Source organism: Symbioplanes lichenis, assembly GCF_030709675.1.
GTDB classification, from domain to species: Bacteria; Actinomycetota; Actinomycetes; order Mycobacteriales; family Micromonosporaceae; genus Actinoplanes; species Actinoplanes lichenis.
Window position 1 is genome coordinate 468,189 of sequence record NZ_JAUZQD010000006.1, and the last position, 25,609, is coordinate 493,797.

The following is a 25,609-nucleotide window of genomic DNA, read 5'->3' on the forward strand; positions in this document are numbered from 1 at the left end:
AGCGGTCGCGTACCAGCAGTACCGTGACTTCGGTGATCGATCTCGCACGGTACCTCCGGGACGAATCGCCCGTGGCGGACACGGCGGCCGCTTTCCCCGTACGCGAGGACGAGCTCTGGGCCGTCTGGGGCACCGTCGTCGAGGCCGCCGTGGCGGGCGGCGACGCGGACCGCGACCGGCTCGTCGCGCTCCTGGTGGCGCTCGGCCCGGACGGACGGTCCTGGTTCGGCGCCGTCATGCGGGAGAGCTGGGACATCTACTCCCCGCCCGGGGGCGACGCCACGGAGTGGGCCCGTCTCAACGACTTCGCGGCGCGGCTCACGGCGGCGGGGATCGACTACCTGACGTACGCCGTCTGGACCCTCCGCGACACCCTGGAGGAGCAGGAGACGGTACCGCCGGAGCTCCGGCCCGCCGTCAAGCCCTGGTTCGAGCACTGTGGACAACTTTTGCACGACGCGTGCACGGCCGGCGAGCAACGGCCGTACACCACCGTCGGCGCCGTCGCGGCCCGGGAAGGCGTGACCGAGCCCGGCTTCTCCCTCGCGCGGTGGGACTTTTGGCGCCGTAGGGCATGATCGGGCGCATGAGGCGCTGGCTGATCGGAACTGCCGTGGTGCTGCTGGCCGCCGGGTGCGCGCCGGCGGGGGTGTCCCCCGCGACGGGCTTGCGGTCGTCGTGGCCGGTGCCGCCGTCGCCGTCGCCCACGTGCCCGCCCGGCGGCGCGCGCATCGAGGCCGGCTCCGGTGACGCGGCGATGGGACTCCGGGTGCTGGACTTCACGCTGACCAACTGCGGGACGACGGCGTACCAGGTCGAGGGTTATCCGACGCTGACGCTGCTGGACGAGGAGCACAAGCCCCAGGACGTCCGCGTGTTGCACGACATCCGCGAGATCACCATCTCGGTGCCGAACCTCGAGGTCAAGCCCCGCCTGGTGACACTGCAGCCCGGTCAGCGGGCGACGGCCGGGGTGGTGTGGCGCAACACGTACGACGACATCAGCCACCCGCCCGTCAACGCCTTCTTCCTCGAGATGGCGCCGCAACCGGGCCGCCCCGAGCAGACGGTCGTCCCGGACAGCCGCCTCGACCTGGGCAGCACCGGCCGGATCGGGGTCAGCCCGTGGGTGTTCGACCCGGAGTCGCCCGAGCGCCCGGCGCCCCGCCAGGAGCCGCCGCCCGCGTCGGAGGACCCGTCGATCCTGGCCATCGGGGAAGCCGCCAGATGAGGCTGATCAGATGCTCATGCCGCCGTCCGTGGTGACGGCCGCGCACACGGCGGCCGGATCGGTGACGTCGGCGGCGGACCAGGTGGCGGGCGGGCCGTCGCGAGCCCGATCCCGCTCTCGGCCCGGCGCGCATCAGCACGGCGCCGGCGACCACGCACAGCGCGAAGGTGCCCTCGGCGGAGAGGTCCACCTCGCCACTGTGGCGCGTCCTGCCGACGGTCAGCGGCGCACCTGATACCGCAGGTGCAGCACCCGGTTGCCCTGGATCACCACCTCGGGATCCTCCAGCAGGTGCTGCGCGTCGACCGGCCCGAAGAAGCGCCGGCCGGACCCGAACACGACGGGCACGACGTCCATCCGCACCTCGTCCACCAGGCCCGCGGCGAGCGCCTGCCCCCCGACGTCACCGGCGGCGATCTCGACGATGCGGTCCCCCGCGAGCTCCTGCGCCCGGGCCACGGCCGCCTGGACCCCGTCGACGAAGTGGAACGGCGCCGCCGGGTCCCAGCCCGCGGGCGCGGGCCGGTGCGTCACGACGACGACATGATCGATCCCGCTCGGCGGCTTCCCCTCCCACCCGTCCGTCAGGTCGAAGACCCGGCGCCCGCAGACCGTCACCCCGATCCGGTCCCAGTACGACTGGGTGTGCTCGTAGGACGCCTGCGACACCTTGAGCACACCGCTGTCGTCCAACGGGACGTCGCCGCTCGTCAGCCAGTCGAACAACGGCCCGGGCTGATCGCTCCCGTCCGCGACGAACCCGTCCACCGACACCGAGCCGTACAGGACCACCTTGCCCACCGGGCATCTCCTCCACTCCGAGTTGCCCCCAAGCTAGCGTGCCGCGAGCCGCCCGCCCTGCTCACCGGGCCGGTCGTGCCGGCGACCGGGGAGATCGCCGAGATCCGGCTCGGCCCGATTCCCGCGTACGTGGTGACCAGCCCGGCCGTGGCTCACCAGCTGCTCGTGCCCGGCGACCGGGACTACGACCGCGGCCGGCTCATGGCGAAGGCGAGCGCCTGGCTCGGCGACTCGCTGCTCACCTCGGCCGGCGCGAACCACCAGCAGCAGCGCCGATCGTTGCGGTCGGCGTTCACGCCGGAGCAGGTCGAGGCGCACGTGCGGCACGTCCGGGAGGCGACGGGCCGGTTGGTGGCGTCGTGGACGGCGGGCACGGAACTGGCCGTGGACGAGCTACCGACACGTGGTGCACGGTGACCGGCGGCGTCGCCCTCGCGGCGGCCGGTGCTCCCGGGTCGGTGCTCGACCGGATCGCCAGGCGCCTCGTGCGCAGCCAGCTGCCCGGGGGCGGCTGGTCGGTCACCGGCGCCGCGGAAGGGCGTGCGCTTCGTGCGGGACAGTCAGAACGGCGACGGTGGGTGGGGACAGCGCGCCGGCAGTTCCAGTGATCCGATCAGCACCGCGTACGCGGTCATGGCGCTGTGCGGGCAGGACGATCCGGGGCCGGCGGCAGCGGGGGTCCAGTTCTTGCTGCGGCACCAGCTGACGGACGGCAGCATTCCGTCGGTCAGCGACTCGATCGGGCCGCGGCCGTTCCTCTTCCACGTGCCGGTGCTGGCGGACATCTTCGCGCTCATGGCGCTCGGGCATGTGCGGAGCCGGATCGGGGCGCCGGATCGCGTCCGGACGCCGGCCTGATCGCCCCAGGGTCATCGGATGCCAGAATTGCCGGATGGCCGAGAAACGCCCGCGGACCCGGGCCACCTATCACCACGGCGACCTGCGCGCCGCGCTGATCGCGGCCGGCCTGACCCTGGCCCGGGACGGCGGCCCCCAGGCCATCGTGCTGCGCGAGGTGGCCCGGGCGGTCGGGGTGGCACCCAACTCGGCGTACGGGCACTTTGCGACGCTCGACGCGCTGCGCAAGGCCGTCGCGCGACGGGCACTGGGCGACATGGCCGAAGCCATGCGAGCCCACCTCGACACCGTGGCGCCCGGCGACGCGCGGGCGTACCTGCGGGAGGTCGGCCGGGCCTATGTGCACTATGCCGTGGCGGAGCCGGGCCTGTTCCGCACCGCGATGGGCGGGGACCCGGCCGGGATCTACGTCCCCGGGCAGCCCGCCGAGCCGGAGACCGACGACCAGGGCCGCCCCAAGCCGGACGTCCTGCTGCTCGAGGCGCTGGACCGGCTCGTCGACGCCGGCGTCCTGCGCCCGGCCGACCGGGCCCGGGCCGTCATGGCCAGCTGGGCCACCGTGCACGGGCTGGCCGTCATGTTCCTGGACCTGCTGCCGCAGTTGACCGCCGAGCAGCGGGAGGCGGCCGTCGACGACGCGCTCGGCGTCCTCGCGGCCGGGCTGACCGCCTCCCGCCCCCGTTCCTGATCAGCTCTCGTGTGATCGGCTTTCGTGATCCACTTTGAGATCAGCTTTCGTGATCAGCTTTCGTGATCGGGCTCTTCCGGATCAGCGCAGCGGCGGGTTCGCCAGCTGGACCAGCTCGATCGCCTGCTGCGGGAACCACGCCCCGGCGGCCGGGTCGGCGATGCCGCCGCGGGCCGGGTCGGTGCCCGTGCCGGTGCCCCGGTCGCACTGGCCGTCGGACTGGCCGGGGGTCTTGACCCACAGGAAGGCGTCGGCCAGCGGCTCGCCGGTGCGCGTGGTCGGGCGCAGGCCCAGCCCCCGGTCCGGCGGGTTGCACCAGGTCTGCGGGTCGGGCCAGGTGACCCCGGCGGGCGCCGTCCACGGGCCCTGGCCGTTGCGGCTGGTGTCCACGACGAAGTGGGCCAGCCGGCGCGGCGAGACGTCGCCCACGTTGGCCGCGTACCAGGCGTCGGTCAGCGGCCAGGTGCTGAAGTCGCCCGGGCTGGCCGGGTAGTACTGGCTGGCGCACTGCTCGAAGTGCCCGCGGGCCTCGGCCGGGCCCTCGGTGCCGTACCAGACGCACTTCGAGATCCAGGTGCCGAACTTCAGCTGGCGCTCGGTCGTCTCGTAGTTCGACACGTTGAGGAAGAAGCCGTCCGCCTTGCGCACCCCGGCCTTGACCAGCCGGTCGGCGATGTCACCGACGCCGAGCCAGGCGCTGTGCGTACCGTCGAGATAGACGCTCGTCCGCGGCAGGGCGGCGAGCCGGTCCACCGCGTAGTTGAGCATCGCGAACCGGTCGGTCGCCGCGGTGGCCGCATCCGCCTCGGCCGGCTGGCACCACTCCTGGGCGCCGTTGATCGTCGTGTACCAGGGGATGATCCCGAGGCCGTCCGGCTCGAGCATGACCGCCGCCGGGTGGCTGCCGATGCCGGCCGCGAAGGCGTCGATCCACGCGCGATACTCGGCCACGGAGGTGGCGCCGCCGGCCGAGTATTGCGAGCAGTCGCGGAACGGGATGTTGTAGGCGACGAAGACCGGCATCGTCTTCTTCGCGGCCGCCCGGCGCGCTTCGGTCCGTACCGACTGGGTCAGCGACCGCCCGGACCCGCCGGTGAACCACACGGCCTGCGGAGTGTCGATCATGCTGCGGATCTGGCGCGCCAGCCCGTACTGGCCGGCCGCCTTGAGATCGGCGATCTGCTGGACGGCCCCGGGGTCGGGCTGTGGCGTGTAGAACCGGGTGCCGTCCGGGATGACGGCGCCGGCCGGGCCGGACCCGACCAGCAGCGCCGAGGCGCACACGGCGAGCACGGTGGCTGCCCGCCGGCGAGAGAACAAGGACACAGTGAACTCCTTGATTGTGGGAGCGTTCCCATAGCCTCGGCGTCTCATCCAGCCAAGTCAATGCCCCCGCCCCGCTCTCGCCCGGTCGACGCCCACCGCCCCCCGATCGACCGCCGCGCCTCAGCCGCCCGGCTCAACGCCCCGCGCCCCCGCCTCAGCCGGCCGGATGCACCACACACCCCGGATCGTCGCGCAGCTTCAGCCGACCGGGGCGGTGCTCCACGCGCCCCGCATCGTCGCGGGGTCTCAGCCGGCCGGGTCGATGGTCCGGACCACCCGGGCCGGGTTGCCGACGGCGACGACGCCGGCGGGCAGGTCACGGGTCACGACCGCCGTGTTCTGGAGGACAAGCCTAGGGAGCGGTCACGCCTGCGGGGAGGCAACGCCGGTCTCCCAGGCCCAGGTGGCGATGCCGACGCGGTTGGGCTGGTGCAGCTTGCGCTGGATGCTCGCCACGTGCGTCTTGACCGTGCCCACGGTGATGAAGAGCTCCGCCGCGATCTCCGCATTGGAGCAGGCCCGGGCGACGAGCCGCACGATGTCCAGCTCGCGGTCGGTCAACGGAGCCTCCGGGGCAGCCGTGCCCACCGGCAGCAGGTGCCGGAGCAGCCGCACCGTCAGCTGCGGGCTGATCAGCAGGTCACCGGCCGCCGCCGCGCGAACCGCCTCCACGAGCAGCGCCGGCCCCGAGCGCTTCAACAGGAACCCGGACGCGCCCGCGCGCAGCGCCCGCAGCACGTACTCGTCGAGGTCGAAGGTGGTGATCACGACCACGACCAGCGGCGCCCGCACGCCCGGACCGGCCAGCGCCCGGGTCACGTCGATGCCGTCCGCGCCGGGCATGCGGATGTCGGCCAGCACCACGTCGGGGCGCAGCGCCCGGGCCTGATCAATAGCGGTCCGCCCGTCGGCCGCCTCCCCCACGACGCTGATGTCCGGCTCCGCCTCGAGAAACCGGCGCAGCGTCCGCCGTACCACCTCCTGGTCGTCGGCCACGAAAACCCGGAGGCTCACGACGGCACCGGCAGCGCCGCGCGGACCGTCCAGCCGGCCGGGTCACCGGGCCCGGCCTGCAACGACCCGCCCAGGGCGGCAACGTCCCGGCTGAGCGCGGCCAGCCCGGTCCCGCCCGCGGGCCGGGCCGCAGCGGACGCTCCCCCACCCGGCGCAGCCGTCACGAGCCCACCGGCGGCGGGCGCATCGCCGTCGTCGGACACCGAAACGATCAGTGCGGTGGCCTCGCGCCGGACCCGGATCAGAACGGTCCCGGCGGTGGCGGCGTGGCGGCGGACGTTGGTCAGGGCCTCCATGACGACGCGGCGGGCGGTGCCGGCGACGGCCGGGTCAAGGACGCCGACGGGCGCGGCGTCGAGGCGGACGGTCATGGGCGCGCCGGAGGCGAACCGGCCGACCACGTCCGCCAGGTCGTCGAGACCGGCCGGCTCGGATGAGCGGGTGAGCTCCATGGCCCGGTCCACCGCGGCGAGGGCGCGCTGCCCGGCCTCCTCGATGCGGGTGAGGGTCGCCGCGGTGCCGTCGTCGGCGTCGAGCCGGGCGGCCTGCGCCTCCAGCACGATGCCGGTGACCTCGTGGGCGAAGAAGTCATGCAGGTCGCGGGCCGTCCGGAGCCGCTGCTCGCGGCGCCCCTCGGCGGCGGCCCGGAGCCGGGCGGCATCCAGGGAGCGCAGGTAGACGCCGTGTCCACCGTGGTCGGCCGACACCAGCCGCGCGCGGTCGCCGAAGGCGTGGCGCAGCCGCTGGGCCCCGGCGAGCGTGGTGGCCGGGTCGCGGGTCGCGTTGATCAGCAGCACCTCGGCTCCCTCCCTGGGCCGGATCACCGCCGGGGCCTCGGCGGGCCAGAACGCGCACGGCCAGATCGCCGAGCTCGCGCCGCCGGTCAGCGGGTGCCGGACCGCGTCGGCCGCGGCCTCCCGGGCGTAGACCTCCGGCGAGCGCGGGAACGTGCCGTCCGCACAGAAGACGGCCATCTGCCCGGAGGCCGTGTTGTCATCGTCGTACCACACCTGCAGCTCGGTGGACAGCTTCGCGGCGGCGGCCGCATCGCGCTCGCGGACCGCGGTCAGCAGACCGGACAGCGCCGGGAAGGCCGCGTCGTTGTACATCGCGCCGTAGAGGGCGATGCGCAGTTGCGTCGCGCCGATCGTCCCCGCGGGCGTCTCGAGGGGCGGACCGGCCAGCAGGCGCCGGATCTCGGCGGGCGACTCCCCGAAGTCCCGCAGCCGGGTCTCGAATCCGCTGGTCAGCGCCTCGCGCCACACCTCACGCCAGCCCCGGGTCCCGTCGACGACGCTGTCCAGCAGCATCCGCCGCACCCGGCCGGGGAACATCGCGCCGTACGCGGTGCCGAGATAGGTGCCGTAGGAGATGCCGAGGAACGAGATCCGGTCCGCCTTCAGGAACTGCCGGATACGGTCGACGTCCCGGGCGACATCGGCGGTGCCCATGTGCGACAGCAGCTCGCCGCCCCGCTCGGCGCACTGCCGGGCGATCGTGCGGGCCCGCTCGGTCGTCGCCGCGGCGGTCTCCAGCGGCCACGGAATCGTGTATTGCTGATCCGGCCGGAGGCCGCAGGTCAGCGGCGCGCTCCGCCCGAAGCCGCGCTGGTCGAAGCTGACGATGTCGTAGCGGTCCAGCATCTCGGCGGGCAGCCGCTCGGTCAGCGCCGCCGCGTCGGCCAGGTGCGCGGCCGGCCCGCCCGTGCTGGTCACGAGCACGCCGAGCCGGTGCCCGGGATCACGGGCGGGCGTCCGCGCCACGTGCAGGTCGATCGTCGTGCCGCCGGGCTGCCCGTAATCCACCGGCACGGCGACCGTGGCGCAGCGCGTGGTGCTCGCCTCGAAGGGACACTCCCCCCAGCGCGTGCGGGCCGGCTGTCCGGCGGGCACGGCCAGGAGGAGCGTGGTCAGCATTGCGGTCCATCGGTCAGCGGTCATGTGTCCACCCTCCCGGCGGAGCACAGACAGCCGCATCTGTCCAAAGAGGGACTCAGTAGCCGTACCGGCTCTTCAGATGGCGCCACCAGTCGCGGAACATCCAGGCGTCGAACTCGGTGATGCTCGTCGCGCTGCCGGCCTTCATGAGGAAGCCGCTCACTCCGGTCGGCGTCCAGTCGTAGAAGTCGTCGAGGCCCCAGGTGTGGCCCATCTCGTGCAGGAGGATGTGCATGTTGGCCGTACTCAGATTGGCCAGGTAGTACTCCTTGCCCACGCGCTGCCCCCAGTCACCGCCCGCGCCGCCGCCGAAGCCGTCCGTCAGCCACAGCGACTGGTCGTAGTGCCGGGCGACGCCGCCGGGGCAGTTCGGGTACTGGCCGTTCTGGTTGAAGAAGCGGCCGCACGGCGGGGCGCACTGGGGCGCGTTCTCGGCGATGTTGCCCACGTAGACGTCGACGGAGTTGTCCGTCCACTGCAGCTGGGCGCGGTCGCGGACGGCCCACCCGACGACGCGGACGGGCACGTCGGCATACGGCCACCCGTTGTGCCCGGTCAGCTCGTCCATCCACTTCTTGTGCTGGCGCGCCAGCGTCGCGTGGATCTGGTCCCGTTGCGCGGCGGTGACGCTCGACGACGAGTCCCACCGGACGCAGTAGTTGACGTATCCGCCGTTGGCCATGATCTGGTCCCAGCCGTAGTTGCGGAAGGCGTACAGGTTGCCGTTGTTGTAGGTCTGCTCCTGGTGCTGCCACACCTGGTTGAGCGGTGTCACCAGGTTGGCCGGCGGACTCCACGTCGCGGGGGCGGCGTGCGCGGCCGCGGGCCCGGCGAGCACCAGCACGAGGGCGAGCAGGACGGCTCGGATCGCTCGCATGGTCACTCCATTCATACCTATCGATGTCTGGACCCGGACCAGCGTGACTGACGAAACCGTTTTCGGCAAGGGCGGAGGCAGGAGCAAGGGCGAGGGCGGAGGCAGGAGCAAGGGCGAGAGCGGAGGCAGGAGCAAGGGCGAGAGCGGAGGCAGGAGCAAGGGCGAGAGCGGAGGCAGGAGCAAGGGCGAGGGCCAGAGCGGGAGCACGGGCCCGGGAATGGCAGGCCGACGGGTTTCGTCCCGCTCCCCCGCGTGCTCCACTGGCCGGGTGGTAGTCGTCGTCGGGGTGGACGGCGCCGGGCGTACGCATCGACTGCGCGAGCTCGCCGCCGACGCCGCCGCGCCCGCGTGGTGGCCCACCGCGCTCACCGGCCCGCCGGGCCGGCTGATCCTCGTGGACGACGCCCACCGCCTCGACGCCACCGCCCTGCGAGAGCTGACCGCCGCCGCCCGAGCCGGAGAAGACCTGGCCATGGCGCGGCGGCCGACGATCCAGCAGCCGGAGCTGGCCGAGCTCGACGAAGCCGCCGCGGCGGGCGGGGTGGAGATCCTGGCCCCGCTCGGCCCCGACGGCGTCGCCCGGCTCGTCGCCACGATCACCGGCCGCCCGGTGTCGCCCGCGGTGGCCGCGGCCGTGCTCGCAGCCTCGGCGGGACTGCCCGCAGTCGCCGCCGCGGTCGCCGCCGCACCCCCGGACACGCCGGCGCCGGCGCTGCTGGCCCGGGTGCAACGGCGTTTCGCCGCCCTCGACCCGCCCATCGTCACGGTTGCCCGGATGCTGGCCCTGGAACTGGACCTCCCCGACCACGTCCTGGCCGAAGCGAGCAAGGCCGAGGTGGCCACCGCGCTGCGGATCCTGCGCGACGAGGGTCTGCTCGTGCCGGACGGCGACCGGATGATCCCGGCGGTGGCCGTGGCGGTGCTCGCCGAGCTCCCCGCCGCCGAGCGCCGGCGACTCCACGACGCGGTCGCGCGGGCCCTCCTGGCGGCCCGGGCCGACCCCGTCACCGCGGCCACGCAGCTCCGGGCGGCCCGCGCGGTCACGCCGGTCGCCGCGACGGTCTATCGGGAGGCGGGCGAGCGGCTGCGCTTCGACGATCCGGCGGGCGCGCTCGGCTGGTTCGACGACGCCGTGGACGCCGGGGCGGAACCGGCGACCGTGGCGGCGGGGCGGGCGGAGGCGAGCGCCCTGCTGGGTCTGCCGATCGAGACGGACCAGGCCGGGGTGGACGCGGACCGGCTCGCCCTGGTCGAGGGCGCGGTCGCCGCCCACCACGGGCGCTCCGCCCGGGCCGCCGAGCTGCTGCTCAGCGCGGCCGGACCCGGGACCGTCCTGGCCGTACCGTCGCAGGTGGGTCTGGGGCAGGTGCCCACGCCCACCGCGCAGGCCCCGACGGCTCTGCTCCGGCTCGCGGAGGGTGCCCGCGCGGCCGGCGACCCGGAAGCCGCCCTGCCGATGCTGATCGAGGCGGCCGAGGAGTACGAGCGCCGCCCGCCCGCCCTCGTCCTGCCGGACACCCCGCACGCACTCGCCGCCGTCGTCGCCGTGACCGCCGGCGACGTGGCCACGGCGGAGGACCTGCTGCGCCGGAGCGGTGACGCCGGCGGTCCGGTCTTCGCGGAGCGGCACCGGCTGCTCCTGGCCTGGGCCCGGATGCGCGCCGGCCGCTACGACACCGCGCTGGCCGAGCTCAGCCGGCGGCCCGGGGCCGAGCAGCCGGGGCGCGAGCGGCTGCTGCGGGCGGCCGTCGCGGCGGGGATCGCCCGGCGGCGCGGGGACATCGCCGGGCTGCGCGAGGCCTGGACCGGCGCCGAGCCGCTGCTGGCCCGCCGCACGGCCGACCTGTGGCAGCTGGAGGCGATCGAGGAGCTCGCCGTGGCCGCGGCCCGCCTGCGCCGCCCGGGCCGGGCCGAGCCGGTGCTCGAGCTGCTGGAGGCGATCGTGACACGGCTCGGCCGGCCGCCCGCGTGGTCGGTGGCGCTCGGCTGGATCCGGCTGCACATGGCGGTGGTGACCGAGGACGCGGACGCGGCGGCCAAGGTGGCGGGACAGTTGTCCACCGTGGTGACCGGCGCCGCCCGGCCACGGGCCCAGTGCGCCGCCGCCGAGCTGTGGGCCGGGGTGCTGGCCGGGGACGTCGACCCCGCCGCGACGGTGGCGGTCACCGAGGAGCTGCACGCCGCGGAGCTGCCGTGGGAGGCGTCCCGGCTGGCGGGCCAGGCCGCCGTGCGTACGAGTGACGCGGTCGCCGCCCGGCACCTGCTGGAGCGGGCCCGGGAGCTGGCCGAGCCGGACCGCGCCGCCACCGCGACCGGCGACGCCGGGCTCTCCGACCGGGAGCTCGCCGTCGCCCGCCTGGTGCTCGCGGGCAGCACCCACCGCGAGATCGGCGCCCAGCTCTACATCGCGCCGAAGACGGTCGAGCACCACGTCGCCCGCATCCGGGTCAAGCTCGGCACCACCACCCGGGCGGAGATGCTGGCCGTCCTGCGCGAGATCCTCACCCGTTGAGCTGGACTGCGAGGCGGATCAACGACACGAGGCTGTGACACCCCCCATGACGGCTTCTACACCAGGGGGGACACCCCGATGCCCGGACCGGGCCGCGGGTCGCACGCTGGTGCGGTGTCCGGGTGAACCTGACGCACACCGAGCGAGGAGAGACCATGACCGTGGACGCCACCCAAGCCCTGAAGGACTTCATCACCAACCTGCTGACCGACCGCGACTTCGCCGCGAAGTACGCCGAGGACCCCTCGGGCACGCTGACCGCCGAGGGCGTCACCGACTGCGACCTGTCCGAGGTCGACGTGCCCGAGGTCACCGCGCTGGCCGCCGCCGGCCCGGGCGTCTCCGAGGGCACCCGTGAGGCCCTGCAAAGCTACACCAGCGGCGGCGGCAGCGGCGGGCACAGCGGAGGCAGCGGCGGGCACTCGTCGCCCCCGCCCGCCGCGACCGGCACGCAGTCGGTCGAGCACGTCGCCCAGCACCTCAACTACGTCACCTACGCCACGTACGAGGGCGACGACTACATCACGCAGAACCTCGACCTCAGCTTCACCAAGGTGACCGACAACAGCCTCGACGTCGACGTGGACGGCAACGTCTTCGGCGGCCTGGACATCGACAACAAGAACACCAACGTCGACGTGTCCGGCGACGGCGCCGTGGCCGGCACCGGCGACGGCGACGTCAACGCCGCCACCGGCGACCGGGCCGTGGCCGAGAGCGGCCCCGGCGACGCCGTCGCGGCGACCGGCACCGGCTCCACCGCGGTGGGCGGCAACCTCACCTCGGCCGGCGGGGACGGCTCGCAGATCATCGGCGGCTCGAACTTCGGGCAGGCCAACACCGGCGACGGCGCCGTGCAGGTCGGCGACGACCTGTCGGGCGCGGTCAACACCGGCGTCAACACCGGCATCGTGGCCGACGAGCTCGACGACGCCGTGGTCGGCGACGGCAACCAGACCGCCCAGGTGGACGGCAGCGCCGACGAGTCGGTCATCAACTTCGGCGGCGGCGACGTCACCAACTTGCCGGACGCCGAGATCGACGACAGCGCCGTGTCCTTCGGCGACGGCGATGCCACCAACGTGTCGGGCAACACCGCCTCCCAGGGGTCGGCGATCTCCGGCACCGGCGACGCGCGCGGCAGCTTCTCCGACGACGACACGACGATCAACGACAACGACACGACGGTGAACGACAACGACACGACCGTGACCACGGTGGAGGACAACGACACCACGACGGTCAACGACAACGACACGTCGATCAGCGACAACGACACCCGCGTCGACGTCGACACCGACATCCGGACGTCCGACGACGACACCGTCGAGAGCGGTGACGACACCACGATCGTCGCCGGTTGAGCAGCCGTACCGGCGGTCCGGGTGCGAACGGAGGGTCCCGGCGGCGGCGGAACGACCCCGCCGCCGGGACGGCACCCGGCGCGTACGGCGAGAGGAGTGAGCCGTGACCGAGTCCGCGAGCCAGGCGGTCGCCCTGGTCGATCTGGGCCTGCAGGCCTGTACGGCCTACGACCGCCCCGACGCGGCGGCCCGGCTCGCCGCCGCCCGCACCGCCCTGGCCGATCCCGTCACGCACGTGGTCGTGGCCGGCGAGTTCAAGCAGGGCAAGAGCAGCCTGGTCAACGCCCTGGTCGGCGCGAACGTCTGCACCGTGGACGACGACGTGGCCACGGCCCTGCCGACCTATGTGCGCCACGGCGAGAAACCCGAGGCGATCCTGCTGGCCGACACCGGCCGCGACCCGATCCCCCTGGCCGACGTGGGCAAGTACGTGGTGGAGGGCACCCGGGAGGCCCGGGTCACCGGCGTCGAGGTTCGGATCCCGCGCAAGCTGCTGGCCGGCGGGCTGGTGCTCGTGGACACGCCGGGGGTCGGCGGGCTGTCCTCGCCGCACGCCGCCGCCAGCCTGGCCGCCGTGTCGATGGCTGACGCGGTGATCTTCGTGACCGGCGCCGCGCAGGAGCTCACCGGCAGCGAGGTCGAGTTCCTGCGGCGGGCCCGGGCTCTGTGCGAGGTCGTCATCTGCGTCCTCACCAAGACCGATTTCTATCCGGCGTGGCGGCGGGTCCGGGAGCTGGACGAGCAGCACCTCGCCGAGCACTGCCCGATGCCCCTGCTGCCGGTGTCCTCCGCGCTGCGCTCGCGCGCGATCAAGGTCAACGACGCCGCGCTGAACGCCGAGTCCGGCTTCACCGAGCTGGTCGCGTTCCTGACCGAGCGGATCGGCGGGTCCGCGGCCGACCGGCTGGCGGCCGGGGCGGTGGCGGAGGTGGCCGGCCTGTGCGACCAGCTGGACGCCCACTTCTCGGCCGAGCGCGCGGCGCTGGCCGACCCCGCGGCCGCCCAGCGCGTCGTGGCCGAGCTCACCGCGGCGAAGGCGCAGGTGGAGGCGCTCAAGAGCGCGGCCGCCAAGTGGAACCAGACGCTCACCGACGGGGTGTCCGACCTCATGGCCGACATCGACCACGACCTGCGGACCCGGGTCCGGGCCGTCCTCGCCGAGGCGGACACCGAGATCGAGGCCGCCGACCCCGCCGACACCTGGCCCGAGATGGAGCCCTGGCTGCGGTCCCGGCTGGCCGACGAGCTGCTGACCAACTACGACCTGCTCCGCGTACGCGCGACCGAGCTGAGCGAGCGCGTCGGCACGCACTTCCTCCAGGCCTCGGGCGGGCTGCTCGAACGGCTCGCCGTGGACGACCCCGCGCGGCTCGCCACCGTCGACGGCTTCGAGCACAAGATCGACCTGGCCCGGATGCGGGTCGCCAAGCAGGCCATGGTCGCGCTGAAGAACGCGTACGGCGGGGCCCTGATGTTCATCATCCTGGGCAGCCTGGTCGGCGTGTCCCTGGGCCCCATCGGCATCGGGATCGGCCTGGTCATGGGGCATCGCGGGCTGCGCGAGGAGAAGAAACGGCAGCTGCAGCGGCGCCGCGCCGAGGCCCGCAACGCGGTCCGGCGCTACTGCGACGAGGTCACCTTCGTGGCCGGCAAGGACTCGCGCGACACGCTGCGCCGGGTCCAGCGGCAGCTGCGCGACCACTACAGCGGGCTGGCCGAGGAGCTCAACCGCTCCAACGCGCAGGCGCTGGCCAGCGCGTCCGAGGCGGCGACCCGCGGTCGCAGCGACCGGGACCAGCGGCTCAAGGACGTGGACGCCGAGCTGGCCCGGGTCCGGCGGCTGCGGGAGCGCGCGCTGGCGGTGCTGGGATGAGCCTGCTCGACCGGACGCGGACCGTGCTCGACCAGGCCGTCGACGTCTACCGGGGCACCGAGCTGGGCGGGCGGCTGGCCGGGATGCGCGAGCGTCTCGACGCGCCGCTGCGGGTGGCCCTCGCCGGGCGGGTCAAGGCGGGCAAGTCCACGCTGCTCAACGCGCTCGTCGGGGAGCGGCTGGCCCCGACCGGCACGGGCGAGTGCACGCGGATCGTCACGTGGTACCAGGACGGGACCGCCTATCAGGTGCGCGCGCTGCCCCTCCAAGGGCCGCCCCGGCCGCTGCGGTTCACCCGGGAGGACGGGGTCATCGACGTCGACCTGGGCGGGCTGGCGGCGGAGGACGTCGGGCAGCTGGTCGTGACGTGGCCGGCCCGGGCGCTGCGTACGGTCACGCTGATCGACACCCCGGGCATCGGCTCGCTGTCCGAGCGGACCGTCGCGCGCACGTGGGACCTGCTCGTGCCCGACGACGAGGAGACGCCGGCGGACGCGGTCGTCTACCTGCTGCGGCACCTGCACGCGGGCGACGTCGAGTTCCTGCGCGCCTTCCACGACACCGAGGTGGCCCGGCCGAGCCCGGTGAACGCGATCGGGGTGCTGTCGCGGGCCGACGAGATCGGGGTGGGGCGGCTGGACTCGATGGCCTCGGCGCGCCGGATCGCGGCCCGGCTGGGGACCGATGCCAACGTGCGGCGGCTGGTGCAGTCGGTCGTACCGGTGGCGGGGTTGCTGGCCGAGACGGCCGTGACCCTGACCGAGGTGGAGGTCGCCCGGCTGCGCCGGATCGCCGCGCTGCCCGTGCGCGAGGCCGAGGACCTGCTGCTGTCGGCCGACCGGTTCGTCAACACGATGCCCGAGGTCGGGCTGACCACCCTGGAACGCGAGGCCCTGCTGGGCCGGTTCGGCCTCTTCGGCGTACGGCTGACCAGCACGCTGCTCCGCCGCCAGGTCGCGACCACCGCCACCGGGCTGTCCCGCGAGCTGGCCGAGCGCAGCGGGCTCACCCAGCTCCGCGAGATCATCGGCTCGCTCTTCCTGGAACGCCGCGACGTGCTCAAGTGCCGGTCCGCGCTGCTCGCGCTGGCCGAAACCACCCGGGCGTACGTGCGGCCGGGCGGCGACGCGGTGGCCGCGGAGGTGGAGGAGCTGCTCGCCTCGGCGCACCCGTTCAACGAGCTGCGCGTGCTGTCGAGCCTGCGGGCGGGCTGGATCACCGGCAGGCCGGACGTCACCGCCGAGCTGGAACGGCTGATCGGCGGCGCGGGCGGCTCCCCGTGCGAGCGGCTCGGCCTGCCCCCGGACGCCGGGCCCGCGGACCAGGCGCGGACGGCGGCTGCGGCCCTCGAGCGCTGGCAGCGCCGCGCGGAGAACCCCCTGACCAGGTACGAGATGAGCGTCGCCGCCACGGTCGCGGTGCGCTCGTGCGAGGGGCTGCTGGCCCGGCTGGAGCGGACCCGATGACCTGCTCAGTCCGGCAGGTCGTCGTCGTCCGGCTCCGCCCACGGCTCGTCCACGTCGTCGTCCCACGCGGCGGCGGGCGCGTCCGGTGGCGGGGGCTCGTCGCCGCCGGGCTCGTCCCAGGCGACCGGTACGTCCCCGGCGAGCTCGGTCACCTCCTCGTCCGCCACGGGCGCCGGGGCCGCTCCCGCCCCGAAGTCGAAGCTCTCCTCCGCGGGCTCCTCCACCGCCGGGGCCGGCGCCGTGGCCAGCAGGCCGAGCCAGTCCGGGTCGGCCCCGGAGGTGTAGGGCGCCAGATGCTCGGCGATCTCGGGCGGCGCCGTGTCCGCATAGCTGCCCACCGCCTCGGCGACGAGCTCGTCGGGCAGGCCGGGGTGGCCGGCGGCGCTCAGCAGCTCGCCCGGATCACCGGCCGCGCCACGCGCGCTCAGCTCGGCGAACACGTCGCGGAGGGGGCGAGCAGTCATGAGCCCACCCTATGAGCATCCGCGCCCGGACCGTACCGGGGAAATCCCCCGGGCCACCCCCACGCCTCTCCTGGAGTGATCGGCATGTACGCACTCGGCCTGGACCTGGGCACCACCTTCACCGCCGCGGCCGTGTGGCGGGACGGGCACGCGGAGATCGTCCCGCTCGGCAGCCGGACCGCGGCCGTCCCGTCGGTGGTGCTGCTGCGCGAGGACGGCACGTTCCTCACCGGCGAGGCCGCCCACCGCCGGGCGCTGCTGGAACCGCACCGCGTCGCCCGCGAGTTCAAGCGGAGGCTCGGCGACTCGACGCCGTTCCTGCTCGGCGGCGTGCCGCAGACCGCCGAGGCGCTGACCGCCGAGCTGATCCGGGCGGTGCTGGGCCAGGTGACCGAGCTGTCGGGAGCTCCGCCGGCGGCGACCTGCGTGACGTACCCCGCGACGTGGGGCCGCTACAAGATCGACCTGATGCGCCAGGCCGTGGATCAGGCCGGCCTGACCGGCCCGGTGCTGTGGACGACCGAGCCCGAGGCGGCCGCGGCGTCGTCGCACGGGGTCGAGCCGGGAGCCACCCTCGCCGTGTACGACCTGGGCGGCGGCACCTTCGACGCCGCGGTCCTGCGCCGCACCGGGGTCCGCTTCGAGATCCTCGGCCGCCCCGAGGGCATCGAGCGGCTCGGCGGCGCCGACTTCGACGCGGCCGTGCTCCAGCACGTGCGCGTGGCGCTCGGCGGCAAACTGGAGGAGCTCGACGAGGACGACCCGGCCGCGATCACCGCCGTCGCCCGGCTGCGCGACGAGTGCGTCCAGGCCAAGGAGGCGCTCTCCGCGGACACCGACACCACGATCCCGGTGCTGCTCCCCGGCACGGTCACCGAGGTGCGGCTCACCCGCTCCGAACTGGAGGAGATGGTACGCCCGGCGCTGCACGGCTCGATCGAGGCACTCCGGCGGGCCGTCCGCTCGGCCGACACGTCCCCGGAGGAGCTGCACTCGGTGCTGCTCGTCGGCGGCTCGTCCCGGATGCCGGTGGTGGCGCAGCTGGTGAGCTCGGAGCTCGGCTGCCCGGTGGCGGTGGACGCGCACCCGAAACACGCGGTGGCCCTCGGCGCGGCGACGCTGGCCGGCGCCCAGGTGTCCGAGCCGGCCGCCCCCGTCCCGGCGTCCGGCCGCGCCACGGCCCCGTCGCCGGTCACCCGCAAGATCAAGCCGGCCGTCGTGGCGGCGGGGGTGGCGTCCGTGCCCTCCCTCGCCTCCTCGCCCGTCTCTCCTTCCGCCGCCGCCCGGCCCTCGGTGCCGACGCCGGCCACCCGGGCGCCCACGCCACCGGCGCCGGAAACCATCAAGCCGCCCCGGCGATTCGCCGCCAGGCGCTCCCCCGCCGAACCCTCCGCCGCCCCGCCTCCCACCCTTGGCGGAAAGCCCTCGGAGCACGCCGCAGCCCAGGCCGGCGCCCGCCGGACCCGCCGCCGCCGTCTGCTGGTGGCCGCCGGCGCCGCGATCGCCGTGCTGGCCGTCGCGGGCGGCATCGCCTACGCCCAGTACGACCGCGACAACCGCGGCACCCCCGCCGGCACCGCCGCCGGCCTGGCCCCCGGCGCGAGCCCGAGCACCGCCGAAGCCGCCACGGGTCCCGCCGACGAACAGTGCACCGACGAGCTCAAGAGCAACCGCCGCTGGGTGTGCATCACCAAGGCGACCATCGCCGACGGCACCTTCACCGTCGAGTACGACACCGACTTCGGCGGCTCCGACCCCGACGCCACCGGCGGCTTCCACCTGCACCTCTTCGGCAGCGAGGGCGACGACCCGCCCGACGACCTGATGGGCGCCCAAGCCCCCGAAAGCCGCCGCGGCGCCTACTACGACGAGGCCCGCACCAAGTCGGTCCTCGACACCGGCAGCGGCCGCTTCACCCGCACCATCGCCGACGCCCCCAAGGTCTGCGCCCGCATCGCCCGAGCCGACCACACCCTCGTCCGCGACGCCGCCGGCACCTACACCACCGGCAACTGCCTCCCCATCGACCGCCGATGACCTCGCCGAGACGACGCCGACCGCCGGCCCACCGCCGAGGAGGGCACTGCCGATGAAGAGCTGCGAAGCACGCGCACTCGCTCCGGACGGGCGCGGTGTCCTGAGACTGGAGGTCCACCGGCCGGCCGGCGAGGTGGTGGCCGAGGTGAGCCGCTTCCGGGGGGAGGTGCTCGGGGGCGACGGGTTCCGGCCCGCCTTCGCCTCGCGCACCGACCCACACCCGGCCGACCCGGACGCGTACCACTTGATCGTGCGGAACGGGCCCGCGATCGCCGGGTGTGTCAGCGTCGGGCCGGTCGAAGCGCTGAGCGTGAGCGCCGTCCGGAGCTGGAGCCCGGAGCTCTCCGCGCGTCTGCTCGCCGAACGCGGGCTCGACGACTCGGCGGTGGTGGAGATCGCCCGGCTGGTCGTCGCGCCGGAGTGGCGCGGGCGGCGGCTGGGGCTCGATCTGGTGCTCGGCACCGTCGCGCTGGCTCGGCTGCTCGGGCGGCGGCTCATGTGGTGCACGGCCGGCACCCGCCAGAACCAGCATCGTCTCGCGCTCGCCATCGGCCTCCGGCTGCGCGCCGAGTACGGGCGGCGGGACGCACCGGAGCTGGCCGACACCCTCTGCGTCCTCGCCGGCGACCCCCGCGACGTGCCGGCGCCGGTGCGCTCCCGGCTGGCCGAGCTGCACACGCTGATCGACCACCAGCTGGCGCCGGCATGAATGGCCAACCAGAACTGCACGACGCGGCGCACGGCCGCCCCGACCGGCCCGGCGACGTCCACGACACCCTGCACGATCAACTGCACGAGCTGATCCACGTACGCCACCCCGCGGCGACCGTCGCGGAGCGGAACCGCCTGGTCGCCGACCACTGCCCGGCCCCTGCCCGCCACGGCACCTGGGTGTACTACCCGTGGAGCCGGCGCCTGGTCCATCTGCTGCCGCGCGACGAGTTCCGCGAGGTCCGGGCCGACCGCAACCGCGACAAGATCACGCCGGCGGAGCAACGGCGGCTGGCCGGGGCGCGCATCGGCGTCATCGGCCTCTCGGTCGGCAACATGGCCGCGATCACGCTCGCCCTGGGGGGGATCGGCGGCACGTTCCGGCTGGCCGACCACGACCGGCTGAGCCTGTCCAACCTCAACCGGCTCCGGGCCGGGGTCGCCGACCTGGGCGTCGAGAAGACCGTGCTGGCCGCCCGCGAGCTCGCCGGCATCGACCCGTGGCTCGGCGTGGAGCTTTACCGGGAGGGCCTGCGCGCCGACCGGGTCGACGAGTTCCTGGACGGGCTCGATCTCGTCGTCGAGGAGTGCGACGACCTGGCGCTCAAGGTGCTCGTCCGCGAGCGCGCCCGGGCTCTGCGCGTCCCGGTGCTCATGGAGACCAACGACCGGGGCCTGCTCGACGTGGAGCGCTTCGACCGCGAACCGGACCGGCCGCTCCTGCACGGCCTGATCGGCCCGGATCCAGCCGACGTGCCGGCCATCGTGGACAAGAAGCAGCTGAGCGTACGCATGGCCGCCTCCCTGCCCCGGATCGGCGTCACGCTGAGCGGGTGGCCGCAGCTCGCCTCCGGGGTGGCCCTGGGCGCCGCGCTGGTCGCCGACACCGCGCGCCGGATCCTGCTGGGCGAGCACACCGAGTCGGGCCGCTACCGGGTCGACCTGGCGGAGCTGGTCGCCGACGGCCGGGGCGAACTGCCGGACCCTGACCGAGAATGAGCATGGCGGGCCACCAGGTCCGCGGCGGCCGCGTCCCAGGCCGGGTAGTCGAACCGGAACCCCGCGCCGATCAGCCGGCCCGGCGTGACGCGGCGACTCTTCAGCAGCAGCTCAGTGTCGGTCCGCAGGACCAGGGCGCCGATCTCCGCCATGAACCGCGTGGCGGGCAGCCCGACCGGCCGCTTCCACGCCCGGCGCAGCGAGCGCATCAAGTCGCGCTGCGGCACCGGCTCGGGGGCGGCCAGATTGACCGGGCCGCCGAGGTCGTCCCGTTCGAGCAGGAAGCACACCGCCCGGACGAAGTCGTCGCCGTGGATCCACGACACGTACTGCTCACCGCCGGCGACGGCACCGCCGAGGCCGAGCCGGGCCATCCACGACAGATAGTCGAAGACGCCGCCCTTGTCCGGCGTCATGACCATGGCCGCCCGGAGCGCCACCCGCCGGGTGTGCGGTGTGTCCGCGGCGGCCTGGGCCTGCTCCCACCGGCGGGCGATGCGCACGCTGTACTCCCAGTAGAGCGGCACGCCGGGCTCCTCACCGCCGATGATCCCGGTCGCCTCGTCGTGCGACCGGTCGTCGCCCCGGCTGCGCGCGTCCGCGTAGATCGTCGCCGTGCTCATCTGCAGCCACACCCGCGGCGCCCGGCCGGTCCGGCCGACGGACGCGATCGCCTCGCCCACGGCCCGGGTCGAGTCGATCCGCGAGCTCATCATCTGCCGCAGGTTCGCGTCGGTGTAGCGGCAACTGACCGACCGCCCGGCCAGATTGATCACCGCGTCGGCCCCGTCGAGCTCGGCGACCCAGGCCCCCGGCGTACGCCCGTCCCAGACCACGTGCCGCACGCCCGGCTCGAGCCGCTCGGGCCGCCGGCTGAGCACCGTGACCTCGTCGCCCCGCGCCACGAGCGCCCGCCGCAGCACGCCGCCGACCTGTCCCGTACCCCCTGGAATCACGATCTTCACAGCCGCCGCCTCCCGATTTGAGCGATCGCTCAAATGCACTGTAGCAAGCGGCTCACGGGAGGGCAGCGGCGATCTGACGGAGGAAGTCGGTGTTGGCCGGGGTGCCGGCGAGCTGGCCGAGCAGGCGCTGGAGGGCGGGGCGGCGCTCCTGGCCGGCGAGGGCGCGGCGGAGGCGGTGGACGACGGCCAGCTCGGCCGGGCCCATCAGCAGCTCGTCGTGGCGGGTGCCGGAGGTGGTGATGTCGATCGCCGGGAAGACGCGCGCCTCGGCGAGGCCGCGGTCGAGGCGCAGCTCGGCGTTGCCCGTGCCCTTGAGCTCCTCGAAGATGACGCCGTCGAGGGCCGAGCCGGTGTCGACGAGCGTGGTGGCGATGATGGTCAGCGAGCCGCCGCCCTCGATCGCGCGGGCCGCGCCGAGCAGCCGCTTCGGCGGATAGAGGGCGGTCGAGTCCAGGCCGCCGGAGAGGGTGCGGCCGCGGCCGGGGGCCACCAGGTTGTACGCCCGGCCGAGCCGGGTCAGCGAGTCGAGCAGCACGACCACGTCCCGCCCGTCCTCGACGAGCCGCTTGGCCCGCTCGATCGCCAGCTCGGCGACGGCGGTGTGCTCGGCCGGCGGCCGGTCGAAGGTGGCGGCGACGACCTCTCCGCGCACCGAGCGGCTCAGGTCGGTCACCTCCTCGGGCCGTTCGTCGACGAGCAGCATCATGATGTGGCACTCGGGGTGGGCGCGGGCGACGGCGTTCGCGATCGACGCGAGCACCATGGTCTTGCCCGCCTTGGGCGGCGCGACGATCAGGGCGCGCTGCCCCTTGCCGATCGGCATGACCAGATCGGTGATCCGGGCGGTGAGATCGTCGGCGGAGCCGAGCCGCAGCCGCTCGTGCGGGTGGACGACGGTGAGGTCCGCGAAGTCGGGGCGGTGTGTCTGCGGATCCTTGCCGTTGACCGCCGTGACGCTCAGCGCGCCGGACGCGTGCAGGGTGCCGGTGACGTGGTCGCCCCGGCGCAGACCGAGCCGGCTGAGCTGCCGCAGGGGAACAGCGACGTCGGCGGGCCCGGGCAGATAGCCGTCGGCCCGGATCCACGCCTTGCCCCCGGCGTGAGAGGAACCTGCGTGAGAGGAACCGGCGTGTGAAGAAGCGGCGTGCGAGGAGCCGGACGCCGGCGAGACGATGTCGACGAGCCCGGTCACGGGAACGTCGGTGACCGGGGCGCCCGGCGGTGGACCGGCGGGCGTCTGCCGGTTGCGGGGACGGGTGCCGGCCGTACGCCGGCGGGTGGTGGTGGGGTTGACCTTGAGATCGGTCATGAGAGCTCCTGGAGGGAAGGGAGAGCGCCCGGCATGGGGCGACCGCACGCGGGGCCCGAAGAAGGCCACACGCGGCGAAGGAAGCGGTGGCGCGCAGAGGCAGCCGAAAAGCCCGAGAAGGGGCTGACACGAGAGAGAAGAGAACGCCCGCGACTGGTCAGCGGATTACGTCTGGTGGAAAGATAGCGCCGACGGCAAGCATCCGCAACCCGCAGCGCGGTGGCGCCGGTCACCCGGCCACCCGATACCGTGGAGATCGACAGAGCACTCCCGGCGGAGACCCCCGCCGACGCCGAGGCGGGAGAGACCCACGATGACATCCGACGCCCCGTACCGGTCCCTGCCGGACATGCTGCTCCGGCGCGTGCGGGCGACGCCGGACGCCCGGGCCTTCGCCGCCCCCTCCGCGGACGACGCCGGGATGGACTGGCTGACCTGGGCCGAGGTCGGCGAACGGACCAAGGCTATCGCCGCCGGGCTGGCCGGGCTCGGCGTCGGCGTGGAGGACCGGGTCGCGATCATCGCGGGCACCCGGCTCGACTGGGTGCTCGCCGACCTGGGCGTCAACCTGGCCGGCGCGGCGACGACGACGGTCTACCCGAACACCGAGCCCGAGGACGCCACGTTCATCGTGTCCGACTCCGGCTCGAAGGTCGTCGTCGCGGAGAACCCGGCGCAGGCCGCCAAGGTCACCGGCACGGAAGTCACCCACGTCGTCCTCATCGACGGCATCGCCGACCCCGCCGCCCAACCGCCGCAGCTGACCCTCGCCGAGCTGCAGGAGCAGGGCCGCGCGCGGCTCGCCGAGACCCCGGACCTGATCGAGAAGATCGCCGAGGGCCTGACGCCCGAGCACCTCGCGACGCTGATCTACACGTCGGGCACGACCGGGCGGCCCAAGGGCGTCGAGCTGACCCACGCCTGCTGGACCTGGGAAGGTGTCGTCCAGGGCGAGGCCGATCTCCTGCAGGCGGCCGACCTCATGTACCTCTGGCTGCCGTTGTCGCACGCGTTCGGCAAGTGCCTGATCTCCGGCATCGTGCACGTGGGCACGCCGACCTACGTGGACGGCCGGGTCGACAAGATGATCGAGAAGCTGCCGGTCGTGCGGCCCACGGTGCTGTGCGCCGCCCCGCGCGTGTTCGAGAAGGTCTTCAACGCGGCCGTGCTGACCGCGCGCGGCGGCGGCGCCGTCACCCGCGCGGTCTTCAAGTGGGCGGTCGGCACCGGCCGGCGGCGGGCCGCGCTGATCGAGGCCCGCAAGCCGGTGCCCGCCCTGCTCAAGCTCCGGTACGCGCTGGCCGAGCGCCTGGTCTTCGCCAAGCTCCAGCAGCGCCTGGGCGGCAACATCCGGCTGCTCGTCTCCGGGTCGGCGCCGCTGAGCCGCGACATCTCGGAGTTCTTCGCCGGGGCGAACCTGCCGATCCTCGAGGGCTACGGGCTGACCGAGACCAGCGCGGCGGTCTTCGTCAACCGGCCGACGAACTACCGCACGGGCACGGTCGGGATCGCGTTCTCCGGGCTCGAGTGCCGCATCGACACCGACGGCGAGATCCTGCTGCGCGGCGCGCCGGTGATGCGCGGTTACCACCACCTGCCCCAGGAGAGTGCGGAAGCCTTCACCGAGGACGGCTTCCTCCGGACGGGTGACATCGGCACGCTGGACGACGACGGGTTCCTCACGATCACGGATCGTAAGAAGGACCTGTTCAAGACGTCGGGCGGCAAGTACATCGCCCCGGCCGCGATCGAGAACCAGTTCAAGGCCGTGTGCCCGTACACGTCGCACGTGATCGTCGTCGGCGCCTCCCGCAACTTCGCGACGATGCTGGTCACCCTGGACGAGGACGCCATCGTCAAGTGGGCCGCCGACGGGCCGCTGGCCGGGAAGCCGTACGCGGAGATCGTCGCCTCGCCGGAGGCGGAGAAGCTGGTCGCGGGCTATGTCGAGCAGCTGAACGCGAAGCTCAACCGCTGGGAGACGATCAAGAAGTTCACGATCCTCCCCCGCGACCTGACCACCGAGGACGGCGAGCTGACCCCCTCGATGAAGATCCGCCGCCCCGCCGTCACCACGAACTTCGCCGACGCCATCGACAAGATGTACGCGGACAGCATGCAGCACATGTAATCGTTGCCCCGGCGGCGCGGCGGGGTCATGGTGGGGCTATGAGCACCGTCGTGAGGGGGAAGGCCTGGCGGGTCGCGAGTCACGGGGATCCGGCGCGGGTCGTGCAGATGCGGGAGATGGCGTGGCCGGAGCCGGGCCACGGGCACATTTTGATCAGGGTACGCACGGCCGGGGCGGGCCACCCCGACCAGCTGATCGCCACGGGACACTTCCCGGGCCTGCCCGGCCCGCCGACCGGTCTCGGCGCCGAGGCAGCCGGGGAGGTCGTGGCCACGGCGCCGCGGTCCGCGTACAGGATCGGTGATCAGGTCCTGGGTCTGACCGCCGTGGACTCGGGCTGGGGCGGGCTCGCCGACTACACGTACCTGCAGGAGCAGGGCACCATGCGCATCCCGGACGGCATGGCCGACGAGGAGGCGGGCGGGTTCGCGGTCGGCTTCCGCACCGCGTACGCGGGCCTGGTCGACCGCGCGCCGGTCGAGAAGGGCCAGTACCTGGTCGTGCTGGGCGCCTCGGGCAGCACCGGCGCGACCGCCGTCCAGCTCGGCCGGGCCCTCGGCGCCCACGTCGTCGCCGTGACGGGCGGTCCCGGCGGCCGCGACTTCTGTCTGCGCTGCGGCGCCGAGACCGTCCTCGACCGGCACGCCGGCAACCTCGCCGCCCAGATCCGCGCGGCCACCGGCGGCCACGGCGCCGACCTGATCTACGACCCGGTGGGCGGCACGGCCGCCGTGGCCGCCATGGGGGGCCTGGTCCGCAACGGCCGCATCGCCCTGGTCGGCGTGGCCGGCGGCCTGCCCGCCCCGATCGACCCGCTGGTCCTGCTCTTCGCCAACCTCACGGCGATCGGCGTGTACGCGGGCGGCTACAGCGCGGCCCAGGACGCGGCGGCCTGGGAAGCCCTCGCCCGCCTCGCCCGCGACCGCAAGATCCGCACCCCGGTCGGCGCCGTCCGCTCCTTCGCCGACGTCCCCGACCTGATCGCCACCCTCGACAACTCCCCACCCGGCAAGGTCGTCGTCCGCGTGGCGGTCTAGCCTCCGTAG

21 protein-coding genes and 1 pseudogene are annotated in these 25,609 nt (G+C 74.2%); 14 read left to right on the forward strand and 8 right to left on the reverse strand.

Features of this window, described 5'->3' with window-relative positions; all coding sequences use genetic code 11:
- Positions 1-32 precede the first annotated feature (32 nt).
- Complete coding sequence (locus RAN62_RS17510) at positions 33-578, forward strand: DUF3632 domain-containing protein (protein WP_305785729.1); 546 nt, start codon at positions 33-35, stop codon at positions 576-578.
- 8 nt (positions 579-586) lie between these two features.
- Positions 587-1,231, forward strand: a complete 645-nt coding sequence (locus tag RAN62_RS17515; RefSeq protein WP_305785730.1) for a DUF4232 domain-containing protein — start codon at positions 587-589, stop codon at positions 1,229-1,231.
- Positions 1,232-1,450: 219 nt separating this feature from the next.
- Here the strand turns inward: RAN62_RS17515 and RAN62_RS17520 are convergent, their stop codons facing one another.
- Positions 1,451-2,032 carry a dihydrofolate reductase family protein gene (locus tag RAN62_RS17520; protein WP_305785731.1) on the reverse strand — a complete coding sequence of 194 codons (582 nt, stop codon included), beginning with the start codon at positions 2,030-2,032 and terminating at the stop codon, positions 1,451-1,453.
- Between the two features lie 75 nt (positions 2,033-2,107).
- Here RAN62_RS17520 and RAN62_RS17525 point away from each other — a divergent pair, with 75 nt between their 5' ends.
- The 3 genes from RAN62_RS17525 to RAN62_RS17535 are packed head-to-tail and all read left to right on the forward strand — an operon-like array spanning position 2,108 to position 3,578.
- Entirely contained in the window at positions 2,108-2,449 is a 342-nt protein-coding gene (locus RAN62_RS17525; protein WP_305785732.1) for a cytochrome P450, read from the forward strand.
- 27 nt (positions 2,450-2,476) lie between these two features.
- Positions 2,477-2,890: a prenyltransferase/squalene oxidase repeat-containing protein gene (locus RAN62_RS17530; RefSeq protein ID WP_305785733.1), complete on the forward strand. Its 414-nt coding sequence runs from the start codon at positions 2,477-2,479 to the stop codon at positions 2,888-2,890.
- Between the two features lie 34 nt (positions 2,891-2,924).
- The gene (locus RAN62_RS17535; RefSeq protein WP_305785734.1) at positions 2,925-3,578 is read left to right on the forward strand and encodes a TetR/AcrR family transcriptional regulator; all 654 of its coding nucleotides are present in this window, start codon (positions 2,925-2,927) and stop codon (positions 3,576-3,578) included.
- Between the two features lie 81 nt (positions 3,579-3,659).
- Here the strand turns inward: RAN62_RS17535 and RAN62_RS17540 are convergent, their stop codons facing one another.
- From RAN62_RS17540 to RAN62_RS17555, 4 genes are all read right to left on the reverse strand, one after another.
- Positions 3,660-4,904 (reverse strand): glycoside hydrolase family 6 protein, encoded by a 1,245-nt coding sequence (locus RAN62_RS17540; RefSeq protein ID WP_305785735.1) that lies wholly within the window; start codon positions 4,902-4,904, stop codon positions 3,660-3,662.
- Between the two features lie 363 nt (positions 4,905-5,267).
- A complete protein-coding gene (locus RAN62_RS17545) occupies positions 5,268-5,918 on the reverse strand; it encodes a response regulator (RefSeq protein ID WP_305785736.1) in 651 nt (216 codons plus the stop codon).
- Complete coding sequence (locus RAN62_RS17550; protein WP_305785737.1) at positions 5,915-7,858, reverse strand: alpha/beta fold hydrolase; 1,944 nt, start codon at positions 7,856-7,858, stop codon at positions 5,915-5,917. Before RAN62_RS17550 ends, RAN62_RS17545 begins: the two co-directional genes overlap by 4 nt.
- Before the next feature lie 52 nt (positions 7,859-7,910).
- Entirely contained in the window at positions 7,911-8,732 is an 822-nt protein-coding gene (locus RAN62_RS17555) for a hypothetical protein (protein WP_305785738.1), read from the reverse strand.
- Positions 8,733-9,000: 268 nt separating this feature from the next.
- Here RAN62_RS17555 and RAN62_RS17560 point away from each other — a divergent pair, with 268 nt between their 5' ends.
- The 4 genes from RAN62_RS17560 to RAN62_RS17575 all read left to right on the forward strand — a co-directional run bounded on the left by RAN62_RS17560 (position 9,001) and on the right by RAN62_RS17575 (position 15,947).
- A complete protein-coding gene (locus RAN62_RS17560) occupies positions 9,001-11,244 on the forward strand; it encodes a LuxR family transcriptional regulator (RefSeq protein WP_305785739.1) in 2,244 nt (747 codons plus the stop codon).
- Between the two features lie 155 nt (positions 11,245-11,399).
- The gene (locus RAN62_RS17565; RefSeq protein WP_305785740.1) at positions 11,400-12,608 is read left to right on the forward strand and encodes a hypothetical protein; all 1,209 of its coding nucleotides are present in this window, start codon (positions 11,400-11,402) and stop codon (positions 12,606-12,608) included.
- 103 nt (positions 12,609-12,711) lie between these two features.
- Positions 12,712-14,481 carry a dynamin family protein gene (locus RAN62_RS17570; RefSeq protein ID WP_305785741.1) on the forward strand — a complete coding sequence of 590 codons (1,770 nt, stop codon included), beginning with the start codon at positions 12,712-12,714 and terminating at the stop codon, positions 14,479-14,481.
- Positions 14,478-15,947, forward strand: coding sequence for a dynamin family protein (locus RAN62_RS17575; protein WP_305785742.1), 1,470 nt, complete (start codon positions 14,478-14,480; stop codon positions 15,945-15,947). The genes RAN62_RS17570 and RAN62_RS17575 overlap by 4 nt, the downstream gene beginning before the upstream one ends.
- A gap of 5 nt (positions 15,948-15,952) precedes the next feature.
- Here the strand turns inward: RAN62_RS17575 and RAN62_RS41375 are convergent, their stop codons facing one another.
- Positions 15,953-16,411, reverse strand: coding sequence for a hypothetical protein (locus RAN62_RS41375; RefSeq protein WP_438874513.1), 459 nt, complete (start codon positions 16,409-16,411; stop codon positions 15,953-15,955).
- An 84-nt stretch (positions 16,412-16,495) separates the two neighbouring features.
- Here RAN62_RS41375 and RAN62_RS17585 point away from each other — a divergent pair, with 84 nt between their 5' ends.
- The 3 genes from RAN62_RS17585 (at position 16,496) to RAN62_RS17595 (ending at position 20,158) form a co-directional block, all read left to right on the forward strand.
- Positions 16,496-18,448, forward strand: a complete 1,953-nt coding sequence (locus RAN62_RS17585) for an Hsp70 family protein (RefSeq protein ID WP_305785743.1) — start codon at positions 16,496-16,498, stop codon at positions 18,446-18,448.
- 145 nt (positions 18,449-18,593) lie between these two features.
- Positions 18,594-19,157, forward strand: coding sequence for a GNAT family N-acetyltransferase (locus tag RAN62_RS17590; RefSeq protein ID WP_305785744.1), 564 nt, complete (start codon positions 18,594-18,596; stop codon positions 19,155-19,157).
- Positions 19,154-20,158, forward strand: a complete 1,005-nt coding sequence (locus tag RAN62_RS17595) for a ThiF family adenylyltransferase (protein WP_305785745.1) — start codon at positions 19,154-19,156, stop codon at positions 20,156-20,158. Before RAN62_RS17590 ends, RAN62_RS17595 begins: the two co-directional genes overlap by 4 nt.
- Here the strand turns inward: RAN62_RS17595 and RAN62_RS17600 are convergent.
- Complete coding sequence (locus tag RAN62_RS17600) at positions 20,089-21,123, reverse strand: epimerase (protein ID WP_305785746.1); 1,035 nt, start codon at positions 21,121-21,123, stop codon at positions 20,089-20,091. The two genes, RAN62_RS17595 and RAN62_RS17600, sit on opposite strands and share 70 nt — an antisense overlap.
- A 52-nt stretch (positions 21,124-21,175) precedes the next feature.
- Positions 21,176-22,399, reverse strand: a pseudogene (gene rho / locus RAN62_RS17605) (transcription termination factor Rho); the annotation flags it as partial.
- 346 nt (positions 22,400-22,745) lie between these two features.
- Between rho and RAN62_RS17610 the strand changes: the two are divergent.
- The gene (locus tag RAN62_RS17610; protein WP_305785747.1) at positions 22,746-24,563 is read left to right on the forward strand and encodes an AMP-dependent synthetase/ligase; all 1,818 of its coding nucleotides are present in this window, start codon (positions 22,746-22,748) and stop codon (positions 24,561-24,563) included.
- A gap of 38 nt (positions 24,564-24,601) precedes the next feature.
- Positions 24,602-25,600, forward strand: coding sequence for a quinone oxidoreductase family protein (locus RAN62_RS17615; RefSeq protein WP_305785748.1), 999 nt, complete (start codon positions 24,602-24,604; stop codon positions 25,598-25,600).
- The last annotated feature ends 9 nt before the right edge of the window (positions 25,601-25,609 follow it).

What these genes read in the sequence shown, in the direction of transcription:
- RAN62_RS17595 (WP_305785745.1), top strand. Translation starts at nt 19,154, where the DNA reads ATGAATGGCCAACCAGAACTGCACGACGCGGCGCACGGCCGCCCCGAC.
- RAN62_RS17615 (WP_305785748.1), top strand. Translation starts at nt 24,602, where the DNA reads ATGAGCACCGTCGTGAGGGGGAAGGCCTGGCGGGTCGCGAGTCACGGG.
- RAN62_RS17610 (WP_305785747.1), top strand. Translation starts at nt 22,746, where the DNA reads ATGACATCCGACGCCCCGTACCGGTCCCTGCCGGACATGCTGCTCCGG.
- RAN62_RS17575 (WP_305785742.1), top strand. Translation starts at nt 14,478, where the DNA reads ATGAGCCTGCTCGACCGGACGCGGACCGTGCTCGACCAGGCCGTCGAC.
- RAN62_RS17535 (WP_305785734.1), top strand. Translation starts at nt 2,925, where the DNA reads ATGGCCGAGAAACGCCCGCGGACCCGGGCCACCTATCACCACGGCGAC.
- RAN62_RS17585 (WP_305785743.1), top strand. Translation starts at nt 16,496, where the DNA reads ATGTACGCACTCGGCCTGGACCTGGGCACCACCTTCACCGCCGCGGCC.
- RAN62_RS41375 (WP_438874513.1), bottom strand. Translation starts at nt 16,411, where the DNA reads ATGACTGCTCGCCCCCTCCGCGACGTGTTCGCCGAGCTGAGCGCGCGT.
- RAN62_RS17550 (WP_305785737.1), bottom strand. Translation starts at nt 7,858, where the DNA reads ATGACCGCTGACCGATGGACCGCAATGCTGACCACGCTCCTCCTGGCC.
- RAN62_RS17565 (WP_305785740.1), top strand. Translation starts at nt 11,400, where the DNA reads ATGACCGTGGACGCCACCCAAGCCCTGAAGGACTTCATCACCAACCTG.
- RAN62_RS17555 (WP_305785738.1), bottom strand. Translation starts at nt 8,732, where the DNA reads ATGCGAGCGATCCGAGCCGTCCTGCTCGCCCTCGTGCTGGTGCTCGCC.
- RAN62_RS17515 (WP_305785730.1), top strand. Translation starts at nt 587, where the DNA reads ATGAGGCGCTGGCTGATCGGAACTGCCGTGGTGCTGCTGGCCGCCGGG.